The 16,061-nt window shown below is 47.8% G+C and carries 11 protein-coding genes; 9 read left to right on the top strand and 2 right to left on the bottom strand.

Annotation, left to right across the window (positions count from 1 at the left end):
- Window positions 1-13: 13 nt before the first annotated feature.
- The 5 genes from tig to ACN084_RS03485 all read left to right on the top strand — a co-directional run bounded on the left by tig (window position 14) and on the right by ACN084_RS03485 (window position 5,126).
- The gene (tig, locus tag ACN084_RS03505; RefSeq protein WP_419105909.1) at window positions 14-1,312 is read left to right on the top strand and encodes a trigger factor; all 1,299 of its coding nucleotides are present in this window, start codon (window positions 14-16) and stop codon (window positions 1,310-1,312) included.
- Between the two features lie 228 nt (window positions 1,313-1,540).
- On the top strand, window positions 1,541-2,173 hold the full coding sequence (locus ACN084_RS03500; protein ID WP_419101353.1) for an ATP-dependent Clp protease proteolytic subunit: 633 nt from the start codon (window positions 1,541-1,543) through the stop codon (window positions 2,171-2,173).
- Window positions 2,174-2,205: 32 nt separating this feature from the next.
- Window positions 2,206-2,883, top strand: coding sequence for an ATP-dependent Clp protease proteolytic subunit (locus ACN084_RS03495; RefSeq protein WP_419101352.1), 678 nt, complete (start codon window positions 2,206-2,208; stop codon window positions 2,881-2,883).
- Between the two features lie 245 nt (window positions 2,884-3,128).
- The gene (gene clpX, locus ACN084_RS03490; protein WP_419105908.1) at window positions 3,129-4,418 is read left to right on the top strand and encodes an ATP-dependent Clp protease ATP-binding subunit ClpX; all 1,290 of its coding nucleotides are present in this window, start codon (window positions 3,129-3,131) and stop codon (window positions 4,416-4,418) included.
- Between the two features lie 81 nt (window positions 4,419-4,499).
- Window positions 4,500-5,126 (top strand): DsbA family protein, encoded by a 627-nt coding sequence (locus tag ACN084_RS03485; protein ID WP_419101350.1) that lies wholly within the window; start codon window positions 4,500-4,502, stop codon window positions 5,124-5,126.
- A gap of 68 nt (window positions 5,127-5,194) precedes the next feature.
- Here the strand turns inward: ACN084_RS03485 and ACN084_RS03480 are convergent, their stop codons facing one another.
- Together ACN084_RS03480 and valS are read right to left on the bottom strand one after the other, a co-directional pair.
- Window positions 5,195-6,598, bottom strand: a complete 1,404-nt coding sequence (locus ACN084_RS03480; protein WP_419101349.1) for an LssY C-terminal domain-containing protein — start codon at window positions 6,596-6,598, stop codon at window positions 5,195-5,197.
- 123 nt (window positions 6,599-6,721) lie between these two features.
- Entirely contained in the window at window positions 6,722-9,349 is a 2,628-nt protein-coding gene (gene valS, locus ACN084_RS03475) for a valine--tRNA ligase (RefSeq protein ID WP_419105907.1), read from the bottom strand.
- A gap of 145 nt (window positions 9,350-9,494) precedes the next feature.
- On the opposite strand from valS, the gene ACN084_RS03470 reads away from it, so the two are divergent.
- The 4 genes from ACN084_RS03470 (at window position 9,495) to ACN084_RS03455 (ending at window position 16,014) form a co-directional block, all read left to right on the top strand.
- A complete protein-coding gene (locus ACN084_RS03470) occupies window positions 9,495-10,295 on the top strand; it encodes an SDR family oxidoreductase (RefSeq protein ID WP_419101347.1) in 801 nt (266 codons plus the stop codon).
- 550 nt (window positions 10,296-10,845) lie between these two features.
- Window positions 10,846-14,136 carry an isoleucine--tRNA ligase gene (gene ileS / locus ACN084_RS03465; protein ID WP_419105906.1) on the top strand — a complete coding sequence of 1,097 codons (3,291 nt, stop codon included), beginning with the start codon at window positions 10,846-10,848 and terminating at the stop codon, window positions 14,134-14,136.
- Window positions 14,137-14,149: 13 nt separating this feature from the next.
- Window positions 14,150-15,574 (top strand): bifunctional folylpolyglutamate synthase/dihydrofolate synthase, encoded by a 1,425-nt coding sequence (locus tag ACN084_RS03460; protein ID WP_419106033.1) that lies wholly within the window; start codon window positions 14,150-14,152, stop codon window positions 15,572-15,574.
- Entirely contained in the window at window positions 15,574-16,014 is a 441-nt protein-coding gene (locus ACN084_RS03455; RefSeq protein WP_419105905.1) for a DUF4233 domain-containing protein, read from the top strand. The genes ACN084_RS03460 and ACN084_RS03455 overlap by 1 nt, the downstream gene beginning before the upstream one ends.
- Window positions 16,015-16,061 lie beyond the last annotated feature (47 nt).

The following is a 16,061-nucleotide window of genomic DNA, read 5'->3' as shown; positions in this document are numbered from 1 at the left end:
GAGATCAGCGGACGTGAAAACTGCCGTCGAGAAGATCAACCCGACCCTCGCAAAAATTGAGGTCGAGGTTCCTTTCGCAGAGTTCAAGACTTATCTTGACCGTACCTACAAGTCTCTGGCTCAGCAGATCCAGGTTCCCGGCTTCCGCAAGGGCAAAACTCCTCGTGCGCTTATTGAACAGCGCGCTGGATTCGACTTTGTTGTAGAGAACGCTCTCAACGAAGGACTCAATGAGTTTTACCAGAAAGCACTCGCTGAGAACGGTCTTATCCCTCTTGCTCAGCCAGAATTGGAAATCATCAGCAAGCCAGAGGAATCTGCGCGCGAAAACGATGTGAAACTTTCCATTCAGGTCACCGTTCGCCCTGAAATTGAACTTCCTGACTACTCTGGTCTAAGCGTAGAAGTTGAAGAAGCAACTGTTTCTGCAGAAGATGAGCAGAAAGCTCTTGACGATCTTCGCGCACGCTTTGGCACCCTCAAAGTTGTCGACCGCCCCGCTGCAGACAAAGACTTTGTCACCATCAACCTTACTGCCTCTATCGACGGCGAAGAAGTAGACGCTGCAAACGACCTCTCTTACCAGGTTGGTGCAGGAACCATGCTTGAAGGTCTAGACGAAGCTCTCACTGCACTTTCTGCTGGCGAGGACGCAACCTTCGAGACCAAACTTGCTGGTGGTGAGCACGCGGGTAAAGACGCTGTTGTCAAAGTTGAGCTAACCGCAGTCAAGGAACGTGAACTTCCAGAAGCAGATGACGAATTCGCTCAGCTAGCCTCAGAATTCGACACCATTGAAGAACTCAAAGAAGACCTCAAGAAGCAGGCCCTCGACTCTAAGGTTGCAGAACAAGGCGCGCAAGCTCGCGACAAAGTTCTCGCTCAACTTGTCGAACTAACCGAAGTTCCTGTCCCTGAGAAGGTCATCGAAGATCAGCTAGAACAGCACTTCAAATCTGCTGGTACTGAAGCTGACCACGATAACGAAGAACACCGTGAAGAAATCCGCAAGAACGCAACCGAAGCATTCAAGAACGAAATGGTTCTCGATGCTATTGCTGAGGCTGAAGAAATCGGTGTTGAACAGTCCGAAATCATCGACTACATCATTACCATGTCCTCTCAATACGGCATGGATCCAAACCAGTTCGCTCAGATGCTAGAAGGCTCTGGTCAAGCTGGTCTTATGGTTGGCGAAGTACGTCGTTCCAAGGCTCTTGCTTCTGTACTTGAAAAAGCAGAAGTTAAAGATACCAAGGGTAACGTCGTTGACTTGTCTTCCTACCTAGGAACTGCGAAAGACGCAGAATAATCTTCTCATACGCTTGTGGGGCATTCTCTTTCGGGAGGGTGCCCCACAAGCGTATTCTCTAAACACCACCACCAAAACATTAGTATGAACAGTTCAGGCATGACACGAGATGTTTCGTTGAACGTGAACTCACACCCGAAGTGATGAAAAGTTCGCTAATCTTCTAAGTAACCGATATTTTCAATGAACCGGACGCATTCGGTATCAGCGAGTAAGGAAAAAGAACTTATGTCTCATATTTTGCCTCTGCCGTCGTTCTCTGCTGGCATTACTTCACATGCCGAAACTCCCGCAGGGGGACAAGACGACTACGTATATAACCGTCTGCTCAAAGAACGTATTATCTGGCTTGGATCTGAAGTTCGTGACTCCAACGCAAACCGCATATGCTCTCAAATGCTTCTACTCTCTGCAGAAGACCCTGAAGCCGACATCTATCTATACATCAACTCACCCGGCGGCTCTGTTACTGCAGGTATGGCAATCTATGACACCATGCAACTAATCCCTAACGACGTCGTAACTGTTGTAACAGGTATGGCTGCATCTATGGGGCAGTTCCTCCTGACCGCAGGAGCACCAGGAAAACGCTACGCAACTCCTAACGCTCGAATCCTCATGCACCAGCCTTCCGGCGGTCTAGGAGGTACCGCCTCAGACATTCGCATTCAAGCAGAACTTATCTTGGACATGAAAAAACGCCTATCGCAGATTACTGCAGAGCGCACTGGACAAACTTTGGAAACTATCCTCAAAGATAATGACCGCGACAACTGGTTTACCGCAGAAGAAGGTCTTGCCTACGGTTTCTTTGACCATATTGCTACCAGCGCAGGAACACAGGTCTCAGCACAAAAATAATTGTGTATCAACAAAATTTTGAGGAGAAGAAAATGAATTATAATCCCACATCAATGCCTGCTCACGTCATGCCTAGCAACCGTTACGTCCTGCCAAATTTTGAAGAGCGCACGCCCTACGGGTACAAGCGTCAAGATCCTTACGCTAAGCTCTTTGAAGACCGTATTATCTTCCTTGGAACCCAAGTCGATGATGCTTCAGCCGATGACATTATGGCTCAGCTGCTCGTACTCGAATCCCAAGACCCAGACCGTGACATCACCCTGTACATCAATTCTCCCGGTGGATCTTTCACCGCAATGACAGCAATCTACGACACCATGCAGTACATTCGCCCTGAGGTGCAAACTGTTTGCCTAGGTCAAGCAGCTTCTGCAGCAGCTGTGCTCCTAGCTGCTGGAACACCAGGAAAACGTCTAGCTCTTCCTAACGCTCGTGTGCTGATTCACCAGCCAGCGCTAGGTGGACAACAAGGTGGACAGGCCTCAGATATCGAAATTCACGCTAACGAAGTAATGCGTATGCGCCAATGGCTTGCAGACACTCTCGCACTACACTGTGATAAAGACCCCGAAGAAGTAGATCGTTCCATTGAACGAGACAACATCATGACAGCGCAAGCTGCCCTTGAATACGGTCTCGTCGATCAAGTACTTGAATCACGTAAAGCCGTAAAACCAAAATTTAATACTGCAGAAGACTACAGCTAACAAGTTGTGCTGAGCCCCTTGAACCCTCAACCTGATATGAGTGTTCAAGGGGCTCACTTCTTTATTCACAATAAAAAAGAAAACAATAGTATAGTCTTACGTCAAACACCTCAAGTGTCGTTATGATAGAAGTCAAGACTCTGTAATACAACCGTAGTTAAGACTTAAAACTGTGTGTAATTTGGACTCTGAGAGAATCAAGGTAGCCTAGAGACTGACAGAATCCGACGGAAAGGAACAGCAGCGTGGCGAGAATCGGCGAGGCAACCAACCTTCTCAAATGCTCCTTCTGTGGCAAAAACCAAAAACAGGTTCGCAAACTCATCATGGGGCCAAATATTTACATTTGCGATGAATGTATCGAGCTGTGTAATGAAATCCTTGAGGAAGAATTATCAGAAACTCGCAAAGATAACGAACCACTGGAGCTACCCACGCCACGAGAAATTTTTGATCATCTCCAAGAATATGTTGTTGGACAAGAAGCTGCTAAACGAGTCCTCGCTGTTGCAGTCTACAATCATTACAAACGTATCCGTATGATGGAAAACCCCGTCACCGAAGCAAACACACTTCTTGCAACCGATGGGGAAGACGTTGATATCGCTAAATCCAATATTCTTCTGGTGGGATCTACCGGTTCTGGAAAAACTTATCTTGCTCAGACCCTCGCGAAGAAACTGAACGTTCCTTTTGCCGTTGCTGATGCAACATCCCTTACCGAAGCTGGATACGTCGGCGAAGACGTCGAGAACATTTTGCTTAAACTCATCCAAGCCGCCGATGGAGACATCACAAAAGCACAAAAGGGTATCGTCTACATTGACGAAATCGATAAAATCTCACGAAAAGCTGATAACCCGTCAATTACTCGAGATGTTTCTGGAGAAGGAGTTCAGCAGGCGTTACTGAAAATCCTTGAAGGAACGGTAGCAGCAGTTTCTCCACAAGGAGGACGTAAACACCCTCAGCAAGACTTTATGCACATTGACACAACAAATATCTTGTTTATTGTTGCTGGCGCATTTGCTGGGCTTGAAGAGATTGTTAGCGGACGTGTTGGACGAAAAGGCATCGGCTTTGGTGCACGCATTGATAATGCTGGGCAGGACACTGACCTACTCCAAAAACTGATGCCAGAAGACCTTCTCAAATTTGGTCTAATCCCTGAATTCATTGGTCGTCTACCAGTTCTTGCTACCTTAAACACCTTGAACGAAGAAGACCTGACAAGAATCCTAATAGAACCTAAAAATGCTTTAGTTAAACAATACAAGCGAATGTTTGCCATGGACGGTGTGGAACTTGTTTTTGAGGATTCTGCACTATTGGCTATTGCACGATTAGCAATTGAGCGTGAGACCGGTGCACGTGGGCTACGCGCAATTATGGAAGAACTCTTACTTCCTGTCATGTTCGATATTCCATCACGTCAGGACGTATCGATAGTCATTATTGATGCTGAAGTCGTTCAAGGGGATAAAGAACCGATAATAGTGCTTGGTGCAGGAGATAACTCTCAAAAATCAGCCTAAGAGTTCAAAGAATTTTTCTCTTAAAACGAGAAGACTACAGTATAAGGACTAAACCTTATCTCTCAACATTAAGGAGTCATCATGGCAGATAAAGCATCCGTAGAATTTTGGTTTGACCCAACATGCCCTTGGTGCTGGATTACTTCACGCTGGATTAAAGAAGTCGAAAAGGTTCGTGACATCGACATCGTATGGAACCCTTTTTCTCTCTCAGTATTAAATGAGGGACGTGAACTTCCCGAAAAATACCATGAACACATGCAACAAGTATGGGGACCAGCTCGAGTTGTCACTGCAGTCGCTGAAAACTACTCTCAAAAAGAAGTTGATGCACTATACACCGCTTTAGGTGAACAAATCCATCACCAACAGAACCATGGCGGTACCCGCTACGAAGAAGCTATTGTTGCTGCTTTAGCCGTTGTCGGTTTACCCGAAGACTACGCGCAGTACGCCCATCATGACGAATACGATGAGCAGATGCGTTCTTCTACTCGTCGTGGGCTAGAACATGCTGGGGGAGACGACATCGGTGTTCCTCTGATGAGCATTAACGGAGTAACCTTCTTTGGTCCAGTGATTAGCCCCGCACCTACTGGAGAAGAAGCAGGAAAGCTTTTTGACGCTGCCCTCACCTTAGCTTCTTATCCAGGTTTCTTTGAATTGAAGCGCCCTCGCACTGTCGGGCCAATTTTCAATAACCAGTAACACGACTTTCCTCAAGGTGAGGGGTTGGGGCACAATATCTTTTGTGCCCCAACCCCTCACCTTTTGTCTTAACGACGAGATTTCTGCCGAGTGATATTGAAGGTATAGTTTACTGCACCATCGGAGGTGAACTCTAAGAGTGCATACACTTGAGATGCCATGAGTACATAGATGGTATAGGTAGTACTAATATCTTGTTCCGTACCAAAAACAAGACTCAACGCATTAGAAATAAAAGAAAAACACAATAATGCGAGGAGAATTTTACGCGCTAACTGACTTCCTCGAATCGTCCATACCACGAGGAAAATCTGAATAATTGTGATGCATAAGATAACAACAATAACAACCGGCGCAATGTATATCTGCCAGAACCTTTGAACATCTACTTCAAAGGAATCTTTCGGGGTAATCAGAACACCTAAATGTGTAACGCTCAAGAATGCTTGCAAAAGAATCACTAAAGATGTAAAAGCAGAAGCAAGCCACACACTCAACGGCGCTTGTTCTACTAATTCCCAAGGTCTACGACGATGCATGCGCTCATGTCGTTGGGCGTTGTGACTTTCATCTTGATGATTGCATACCGACGTCAAATCGAGGATAGGTAAATCTCCATCGGTAAGAATGGTGTCTCCGCCACCGTTACGGGAATGATACCCAGAAGAGAAATCCTCGATAAGATCAGAGCGTGCCTTCTGATTACAGTACAACACTGTTTCAACGACATAGTCACGTTCTTTATCTGTCTCAGCGTCAATCTTATGAGTAATTTGAAAAGTGAATAGGGAGAGTCCTACTGCTCTGTCAAAAGTTGCTGCAGCAAGCCAATCAACGGGTTCGCCACCTGGCAATTTCCAGCCTTCAGGTGCTTTCCAAAAACGAACATGGTGACGTTTGCTAGGGGAGCCATCTACCTCTTGCTGATAGGCAAAATTCTCAGAACGATGAAATAAATAAAGAGGCGAAACCGGAGCCGTTGGGTAAGGACGCTTCCTGAGCGTATTGACGATAATACGCCATGAAGATGCCAACGTAACGGGGTCTGCTTTGACCCATCCTGCTTTTTTCATCGCAGTATGAATCTCGTCTGCTGTTCCACGGAGTCCGATATTGACGGGGTCTCCGAGAAGACCATCACCTGTGCGAGTTCGTCCAATAAAATAGTCGGGAACATACAGGTCTGTCATGATGCGATGAAAACGAGGCAACGTGAGATAAGCAGAGAAGAACCAAAAACCAAAGGCGATGAGAATACCCCACCAGCTGTGATACCACGAATCAATCAGCGCTACCACCGCAAGCCAGATAGAGGCGATTCCAGCAAACACAAAATAAAGTTTATCGGCCCACCCTTCCAGAACTCGCTTTCCCATATTCATCATAAAATAGCGTTGTTTGCTGACGTTATTGGGATCTCCACGATATTTGGGGTACTGCGCATCAAAAGGGCGAGGAGAAGAATCCGACATAAGAAAATCCAAAATTTTGAAAAGAACTAAGAAAACAAAGATGGGAAGAACACCACCTGCTAAAACGCGGTGTTCTCCCCATCTTCTCGTTAACCGGATAGGTGCGGTAACGTGAGAGATATTTTAAGCTTCGGTCTCTTCTGTAAGAAGCTTAACTTTTGAGACGGCGAGCTCGACGTCGGCGACAACAAATTGAAGCTCTCGCACATTTCCAGCAGCCTTAAGATCTTCGACACCAGCTTTAACCTGTTCTAGAACTTCTTGCGATGCAGAAATAGTTGCGGTAGCCACTTCGGTACGCTGTTTAACTTGAGCTTCAGACTTTGCCTTGCGTAGACCACCTAAGGCTAGACCTACGGTAGGCAGAACCTGAACATCTGCGTTCTCGAGCACCGCTTTATAACCTTCAGATGTTGGCCATGAAGCACGGTGAACTGAACCTGAACGCCACCAGCTCCACACCTCATCAGTAGCAAAGGGTAAGAACGGCGCAAAAAGACGCAATAGTGCGTCAAGAGTTGTTGCCAAAGCCGCTAGGACAGAAGCTTGTTCTTCTTCACCACGAGAACCATAGGCACGATCTTTAATAAGTTCTACAAAATCATCGGTGAAAGACCAGAAGAACGTCTCGCATAATTGTAGAGCACGAGCATACTCGTACTTTTCAAAAGCAAGAGTGGCTTCTTCTACTACCTGTGCAAGTTTTGCCAGAAGAGAACGATCCAAAGCGTTGGTCAGAACACTTGTTTGTTCTGCAGTAGTCAATACAGAATCTTGTGTAGCGCCAAGACCGAGCACGAACTTTGAAGCGTTCAACAGTTTGATGGCAAGACGACGACCGATTTTCATTTGTCCTTCGTCATAGGCGGTATCTGCACCAAGACGAGCAGAAGCAGCCCAATAACGCACCGCATCGGAACCGTACTTTTCGAGGACTTCATTGGGGACAACAACATTGCCCTTAGACTTAGACATCTTCTTACGGTCTGGGTCAAGAATCCACCCTGATAGAGCAGTACTTGCCCATGGAACAGAGTTCTCCAAAGAATGCGAACGGACCACCGTGGAGAATAACCATGTACGAATAATGTCATGCCCTTGAGGACGCAAATCCATCGGGAACGTTACCTGATGAAGCTGTTCATCTACTGCCCATCCGGTAGCAATCTGTGGAGTCAGTGATGATGTAGCCCAGGTGTCAAGAACATCGGGGTCTGCAACGAATCCGCCGGGTACACCGCGCTGATCTTCGGTGAACCCAGGGGCAGGCTCTGCTGCCGGATCCACCGGAAGCATCTGCTCATCAGGAATAATGGGCTCGTCGTAGTTTGGTTCGCCATCTTCATCAAGCGTGTACCAGATAGGGAACGGCACACCGAAGAATCGTTGGCGAGAAATCAACCAGTCGCCGTTAAGACCCTCCACCCAATTCTCATACCGTGAACGCATGAACGAGGGGTACCACGTCATCGCACGGCCACGTTCGAGTAGTTCTTCTCTACGTGATACGTCACGTCCACCATTGCGGATATACCATTGACGGCTTGCCACAATTTCAAGAGGCTTATCGCCCTTTTCGTAGAACTTAACGGGGTGAGTAATCTTTCGTGGCTCGCCATCCATCTCTTGAGCTTCAACAAGCATCTCAACAACAGTTTTCTGTGCAGTGAAAACGGTGGCACCAGCCATACGTTCGTAGTTAGCTCGTCCTTGCTCGTCAGTAATCCACTCGGGGGTGTCACGGCTGAAACGTCCGTCACGACCAATCAGAGCACGAGTAGGAAGCTGTAGTTCACGCCACCATGTGACGTCTGTGGTGTCGCCAAATGTGCAAACCATTGCGATACCCGCACCTTTATCGGGCTGAGCCAACGGGTGAGCCTTAACCTCCACACTGACACCAAATAGCGGTGAAGTAACAGTAGTACCGAAAAGTTCTTGGTACCGTTCATCATCAGGGTGAGCTACAAGAGCTACACAGGAAGGCAACAATTCGGGGCGGGTCGTTTCAATCCACACTTTTTCACCATTGGGGCGGTGGAAAGAAATACGATGATATGCACCTTCACGTTCTTTATCTTCTAACTCTGCCTGTGCAACTGCCGTGCGGAACGTGACATCCCACATCGTAGGTGCCTCTGCCATATAGGCATCGCCATTTTTGAGGTCGTTAAGAAACGCAAGCTGAGAGACCTTACGTGAATGAGCATCAATAGTTCGATACGTATGAGACCAATCAACAGAAAGCCCCAATGTGGTGAAAAGCTGCTCAAAGACCTTTTCGTCTTCAGTAGCTAGAGTCTCACATAATTCAATAAAGTTTTGGCGCGAAATACGTGGCCAGTCACGCTGATTTTTTGCGGGTTTTTCCGGTGCTACAAACTCTGAGTCGTAGGGGATAGCTGGGTCGCAAAGAACACCATAATAGTTTTGTACGCGACGTTCAGTTGGCAGACCATTATCGTCCCAACCCAATGGGTAAAAAACATTTTTTCCACGCATGCGCTGATAGCGGGCAATAACGTCAGTCTGGGTATAAGAGAACATATGCCCCACATGCAAAGAACCCGATGCGGTCGGTGGTGGGGTGTCAATAGAATATACTTCTTCGCGTGTTGTCTCACGGTTGAAAGCATACGTTTTTTCGTTAGCCCAACGTTCAGAAAGTTTCTTTTCGAGACCTTCTAAGCCGGGACGGTCAGGAACATTAATTGTTACGGGCGTGTCTGTGCCCTGGTTATTTTCAGCCATGCTGGTAATTCTCTCATGCTCTGGTTCTGTTCTGGGGGAAATCTGAGGTGATATCGGCAGGTGAACCCCCAAAAAATGAAAAAATACTCTGTCATTTTTAAGGAATAACTTCCGAAGATGAGCTATCTGTCGGTAAGTTGGAAATATGGTAGAGACTTATATTCCTCAAAATCCTTTTGATGCTCAAGCCCGTCACGGGAAAATTGCTGTTGTTACCGGCGCTTCCTCCGGTATTGGTAGAGCCACCGTCGAACAGATGTGCGCTAGCGGATGGACAGTATATGCCGTCGCACGTCGTGTTGAACGTCTTGAAGAACTCGCTCAACGCACTGGAGCCATCCCCACCCCACTAGATATTACCGATAGTGAAGCCGTTCAGACTGTTCGCACACAGGTCCTTGAACAAACTGACGGAAAGCTACACGCCCTCGTCAACATTTCTGGTGGTGCTGTAGGAGTCGACTCCGTCGCTGAGGGCAACCCCGAAGACTGGGCTTTTATGTATCGACTGAACGTCTTGGGTACTTTAAACATGATTCAAGCGTTTTTACCAGCACTGCGTCAGTCTGAAGAAGGAACCATCCTCAACCTCACATCTACTGCTGCTGAAGCTGGATATGAAGGTGGCGGCGGATATAACGCCGCAAAATTTGGGCAACGTGGACTGACCGAAGCGCTCCGTCTAGAAGAAGCAGAACACAATATCCGAGTCATTGAAATTAGCCCAGGAATGGTTCACACTGAAGAGTTCTCTGCTAAGCGTTTAGGCTCTGCTGAAGCTGCCCAAAAAGTCTATGAAGGTGTCGAGAATCCTCTGACCGCAGCAGACGTTGCACAAACCGTAACTTTTGCTGTCAACGTTCCGCACCATATCAATCTAGACCGAGTGGTGATGCGCCCAGTAGCTCAAGCTGCACAATATAAAGTGATTCGTCATCTTTCTTAAACTTCTCAAGAAAGTGCTCAACGCGCCAGAACAAAAATTGTAATTTGGGTGAGTCTGCTCGCCACCAAAAACTCCATAACCACCATTATGTAGCGTTCGAACATAGCTTTGACACAAGATATGGGGTTAAAAGACCTCAAAAACACTATTTAGCTGTGGATAACCTCCAGAAAGGTGAACACTTCAGAAAACACCCTGTTAGACAGACTCCCAAAACCTGCCTAAAATTAAGGTAGTTGCAAAGACCCGGCCATCACCGGCGAGCAATCCGGAAGAACAGGCCGTACCTGCACCTAACCACTATATCGTTGCGACGAGGATAGACTGCGGAATAGATACAGCCCTAGTAGAACCGGACGGGTAAGCCCGTCACAGCAGTCACGAAGCGACTGATAAACGCTCGACTGCATTGTCTCCCCAACAGTAGACTGTTGGGGAGACAATGCACGTTAAGTAAAATCAGTAAGCAAGGTGGTACCGCGCCATATCAAGAGACCTTGAACGGCGTCCTTGCACGACCCATAAACTGACAAAACTTAAGGGATCATTCGTGACCACGAACAACATCTACCCACGCGTTAGCGCATCCGGCGCACAAAACGTCGAAGCTTCTCCCTCATTTCCCGCACTTGAAGAATCCATCCTCGAATACTGGAAGAACGACGGAACCTTCGCCGAATCAGTCAAATACCGTGAAGCAGGAGAAAACGGCTCCAACGAGTTCGTCTTCTACGACGGACCTCCCTTCGCCAACGGACTACCACACTACGGACACCTGCTCACCGGATACGTCAAAGACCTTGTAGCCCGCTACCAAACCCAACGAGGCCACAAAGTTGAACGCAGATTTGGCTGGGACACCCACGGACTTCCCGCCGAGCTTGAAGCAATGAAACAGTTGGGAATGACCGACAAACAAGAAATTCTCGACATGGGAATTGACAGCTTCAACGACGCCGCACGAAGCTCCGTGCTCAAATACACCAATGAATGGCAAAACTACGTCACCCGTCAAGCCCGCTGGGTAGACTTCGAAAACGACTACAAAACCCTCAACATCGAATACATGGAATCGGTGATTTGGGCCTTCAAACAACTCTACGACAAAGGCCTCACCTACCAAGGCTTCCGCGTCCTGCCGTATTGCTGGAAAGACGAAACACCGCTATCCAACCACGAACTCCGCATGGACGACGACGTCTACAAAGACCGTCAAGACCCATCTGTCACCGTAGCGTTCACCATTACCAACGACACCTCACTAGCGAAGAACCCTACCATCGCACAAGAACTCGCTGGGGTAGAAGCCATGGCATGGACAACCACACCATGGACCCTACCGACGAACCAAGCGCTCGCAGTTGGTCCTGAAATCACCTATGTGGTGGTCGCTGGTGCCGGCAACTACTCAGAACGTCGTTTCCTTATCGCCGAAGACTTGCTCAACAACTACAGCAAAGACCTCGGCTACAATGAGGCTCAAGAGGCGCAAGAAGCTATTATTAGCCGCTACCAAGGTCGTGATTTAGAAGGTCTACGATACGAGCCACTATGGGACTATTTCACCGATACCGAAAAATGGAACACCTATAAAGCGTGGCAAATTCTCGTCGCTGAATACGTCACCACAAGCGATGGTACCGGCCTTGTTCACCAAGCACCCGCCTACGGTGAAGATGACCAAAAAGTCTGTGAAGAATACGGCATTCCCGTCATCCTCTCTATTGATGAGGGCGCAAAGTTCTTACCTCTCTTTGGTGAAAAAACTCCGAGCGGGCAGAATGATCTTGCCGAAATCGCTGGCGTACAAATTTTTGAGGCGAACCGTACCATCATCAACGCGCTCAAAGCGCAAGGTACTTTATTGCGTGAAAAATCCTATGTGCACTCCTACCCCCACTGCTGGCGTTGCCGCACACCGTTGGTCTACCGTGCTATCACCTCATGGTATGTCAAAGTCACCGACTTCAAAGATCGCATGAGTGAACTGAACCAGCAGATTAACTGGATTCCTGAAAATGTTAAAGACGGACAATTCGGAAAATGGGTAGAGAACGCTCGTGACTGGTCCATCTCCCGAAACCGTTTCTGGGGTTCACCCATTCCCGTGTGGGTTTCAGACGACCCAAATTATCCTCGCATGGACGTGTACGGTTCATTAGCTGAACTCGAAGCTGACTTTGGACGTCTGCCTCTGAACAAAAATGGCGAACCAGACCTACACCGCCCATACATTGACGAATTGACTCGTCCCAACCCCGATGATCCCACCGGAAAGTCAACGATGCGTCGTGTAGAGGATGTCCTTGACGTATGGTTCGATTCGGGTTCTATGCCTTATGCACAGGTACACTATCCCTTTGAAAATAAAGAATGGTTTGACAGCCATAACCCCGCTGACTTCATCGTAGAGTACATCGGTCAGACCCGTGGCTGGTTCTACACCCTTCACATTCTCGCTACAGCGCTTTTTGACCGTCCCGCATTCACGAATGTCATCTCTCATGGCATTGTGCTTGGCTCAGACGGACAAAAAATGTCGAAGTCTTTACGAAACTACCCAGATGTCTCTGAAGTTCTGGACCGTGATGGTTCTGACGCAATGCGCTGGTTCCTAGTTTCTTCACCTATTTTGCGTGGCGGAAACCTTATTGTGACAGAAGAAGGCATCCGCGAAGGTGTACGTCAGGTGATGCTTCCGTTGTGGAACGTCTACCACTTCTTTGCTCTATATACGAACGCCGCTCACCAAGGTGCCGGATATCAGGCGCAGCTACGCTATACCTCTGAACATGTGATGGATCGCTTCATCCTCGGTAAAACTCGTGAACTTATCACAACCGTCACCGAGGCGATGGATTCTTATGATGTAAGCGGTGCAACTGAAGCGTTACGCCACTACACGGACACTCTCACCAACTGGTATGTGCGCCGTTCACGCGAACGTTTCTTTGAAGAAGATACCGTTGCTTTTGACGTGCTCTACACGGCACTAACCACTGTGGTGAAAACGGCTGCTCCTTTATTGCCACTTGTTAGTGAAGAAATTTACCGTGGGCTCACTGGGGAACGCTCTGTGCACCTCACCGACTGGCCAGAGGCAGAATTATTCACTGACGAAAGCGATTTGATTCGTCTCATGGAGACGACTCGTTCGATTTGCTCGGCAGGTTCATCCCTCCGTAAGACTCATAAACTACGTGTTCGTCAGCCTCTACGCTCAATGACTGTTGCCGTCACTCACGGTGCAGCACTATCTGGTGTCTATGAGAACATCATTGCTGATGAACTGAACCTGAAAGAAGTGCGACTTCTTGACGCTGCTGATGTGAAACCAACAGATTTTGGTATTTCGCAGCAGCTTAAGGTTAACGCTCGTGCAGCTGGGCCTCGTCTTGGCAAAAATGTGCAACAAGCGATTAAGGCGGCTAAAACCGGAGACTGGTCCGTTGCAGAGGACGGAACAGTCACTGTAGCTGGAGGGTCTATCGCACTAGAATCTCATGAGTATGAGTTGCAAACTATTGTGGATGAAACGGCTGGGCAGTCCCATCAAGCAGTGTCTGTTCTTCCTGGTGGTGGTTTCCTCGTTCTCGACACTCAGTTAACTCCAGAGCTTGAAGCAGAAGGAATTGCTCGCGATGCGATTCGTACAATTCAGCAGGCTCGTAAGGATGCCCAGCTCGTAGTTTCTGACCGTATCGAGCTAACTGTTGCCGCACCCGAGAGAACTCGCCAAGCTATTCAGAGCTTTGAACAGCTAGTTGCTGGTGAGACCCTTGCAACTTCGGTACACTATCAGGACGCTTCAGAACTTTCTATTACAGTGAAGAAGGCCTAATTTGTCAGAAAACATGGATTCTCAATCCTTGTTGAACACCTCAAACGCCGTAGCTACTTCTGATGAAGGTAGCTACGGCGTTGAGGACGTTTATCAAGAGTTACTCTCTCGAGCCCCCGAAAATGCGATGGCACCAAGGTTGAACGCCGTTCAGGACGCCCTAGATATTTTGGGTGCGCCTCATCAGGCGGCTCCGGTTATTCATATCACCGGCACAAACGGCAAAACATCGACAGCTCGGATGATTGAGCGTTTGTTAATTGCTCATGATTTACGAACAGGGCGATACACTAGCCCGCATTTGAGCAAAGTAACAGAACGTATTAGTATCGACGGCCGTCCGGTATCAGATGAAACTTTTGTGCGTATCTGGCAAGAAATTCGCCCGTATCTGGATATGATTGACACCCAGTTGGGTGCTGCTGGTGAACCTCGTATCACCTATTTTGAGGCGTTGACTATTCTTGCTTTCGCTATTTTTGCTGATGAGCCGGTGGACGTGGTTGTCCTTGAAGTAGGTATTGGTGGGGTTTGGGATGCTACGAATGTTGCGCAAGCTCAAGTTTCTGTCGTAACACCTATCTCCTATGACCATACTGATATTTTGGGGTCAACATTGGCTGATATTGCTGCTGAAAAAGCCGGCATTATCAAAGAACAAGGTACGCTCATTAGCGCTGTGCAAGACCCCGAAGCTGCTCAGGTTCTCTTAGAACGTGCTCAAGAAGTTTCTGCTGGCTATCGTTTTGAGGGAGTAGAATTCGGTGTTCTTGCTCGTCGCCCTGGTGTTGGTGGGCAAATGGTAGATATCCGTGGATTAGCAGATACGTATACGGATGTTCCCGTTCCTCTTTTTGGCGAGCACCAAAGCCAGAATGCTGCGGTAGCTATTGCAGCTGTTGAGGCATTTTTGGGAGGAGCTGAAAAGCCTCTTAACGTTGAGCTGATTCGACAAGGATGGGAGGAGTTGACTTCTCCTGGACGTCTGGAGGTTCTTAAAACTGCTCCAACGATTATTCTTGATGCAGCTCATAACCCTCATGGTATTCGGGCTTCTGCCCACGCTTTTAAAGAATCTTTTGCTGTCGGTTCTTTAGGTATTGTCATCGGCATTTTACGAGAAAAAGACGCAGTAGGTATTTTTGAAGCGATTCGTGAAGAATACTTTGATTCTGCTGATTTCCAGACGAAGCTATACCTCACCGCATCTGAATCTGCTCGGGCCATTGACGTAGAAACCCTTAAAGATATGGCTCTTGACGCTGGTCTATCAGAATATGATGTGCAGACATACGAGTGCCTTGACGATGCTTTGAGTGCCGCGGTAGACCAGAGTCTAGAGCATGAGGAACATTCTTCAGCGATTCTTATTACCGGTTCAATTACCGTTATCGGTCAGGTGCGTTCGTCATGGTTACCTGATGGGGAAGGATCATAATGGTTCGTTTGACAAAGGCTCAACGCCAGTGGCGACCAGGGCAGGTAAAGAAACCAAGCTCTATTAAAGTGATGTTTTCTTCTACGGTGCTAACACTGGAAGCTTTTGTGGCGTTCTTTGCGACGTTGGCGATTTTTGGACTAAATTTTAATAGCCCTCTCATCTATAAAATCATAATCTGGGTGCTAGGTCTTGCTTTGATTGGCGCATTTTTAGCTGCGCCAGCGTTTTTACGTAAACCGTGGGGCTATACCTTTGGTTGGGCTTTGCAAGGTTTGTTGATTCTTGCTGGTGTGGCTTTGCCGTCTTTGATATTTATCGGGTTGTGCTTTACGGCTGCGTATTGGTATGCGGTACGTACGGGGGAGCGTCTTGACCGTGAGAATAAAGAGCGTGAACGTGAACAGCTTGAATGGGAGAAGCAGCAGAAAAACCTGTAACCCCTGTTACACTAGGTTGCAAGATGTTGCTTCACAAGGAAGGTTCC

It is taken from the genome of Rothia sp. P7208, assembly GCF_048512915.1.
Classification (GTDB): domain Bacteria; phylum Actinomycetota; class Actinomycetes; order Actinomycetales; family Micrococcaceae; genus Rothia.
Note: the sequence above shows the minus strand (reverse complement) of the source record. Positions and strands in the feature narration are given on the sequence as shown.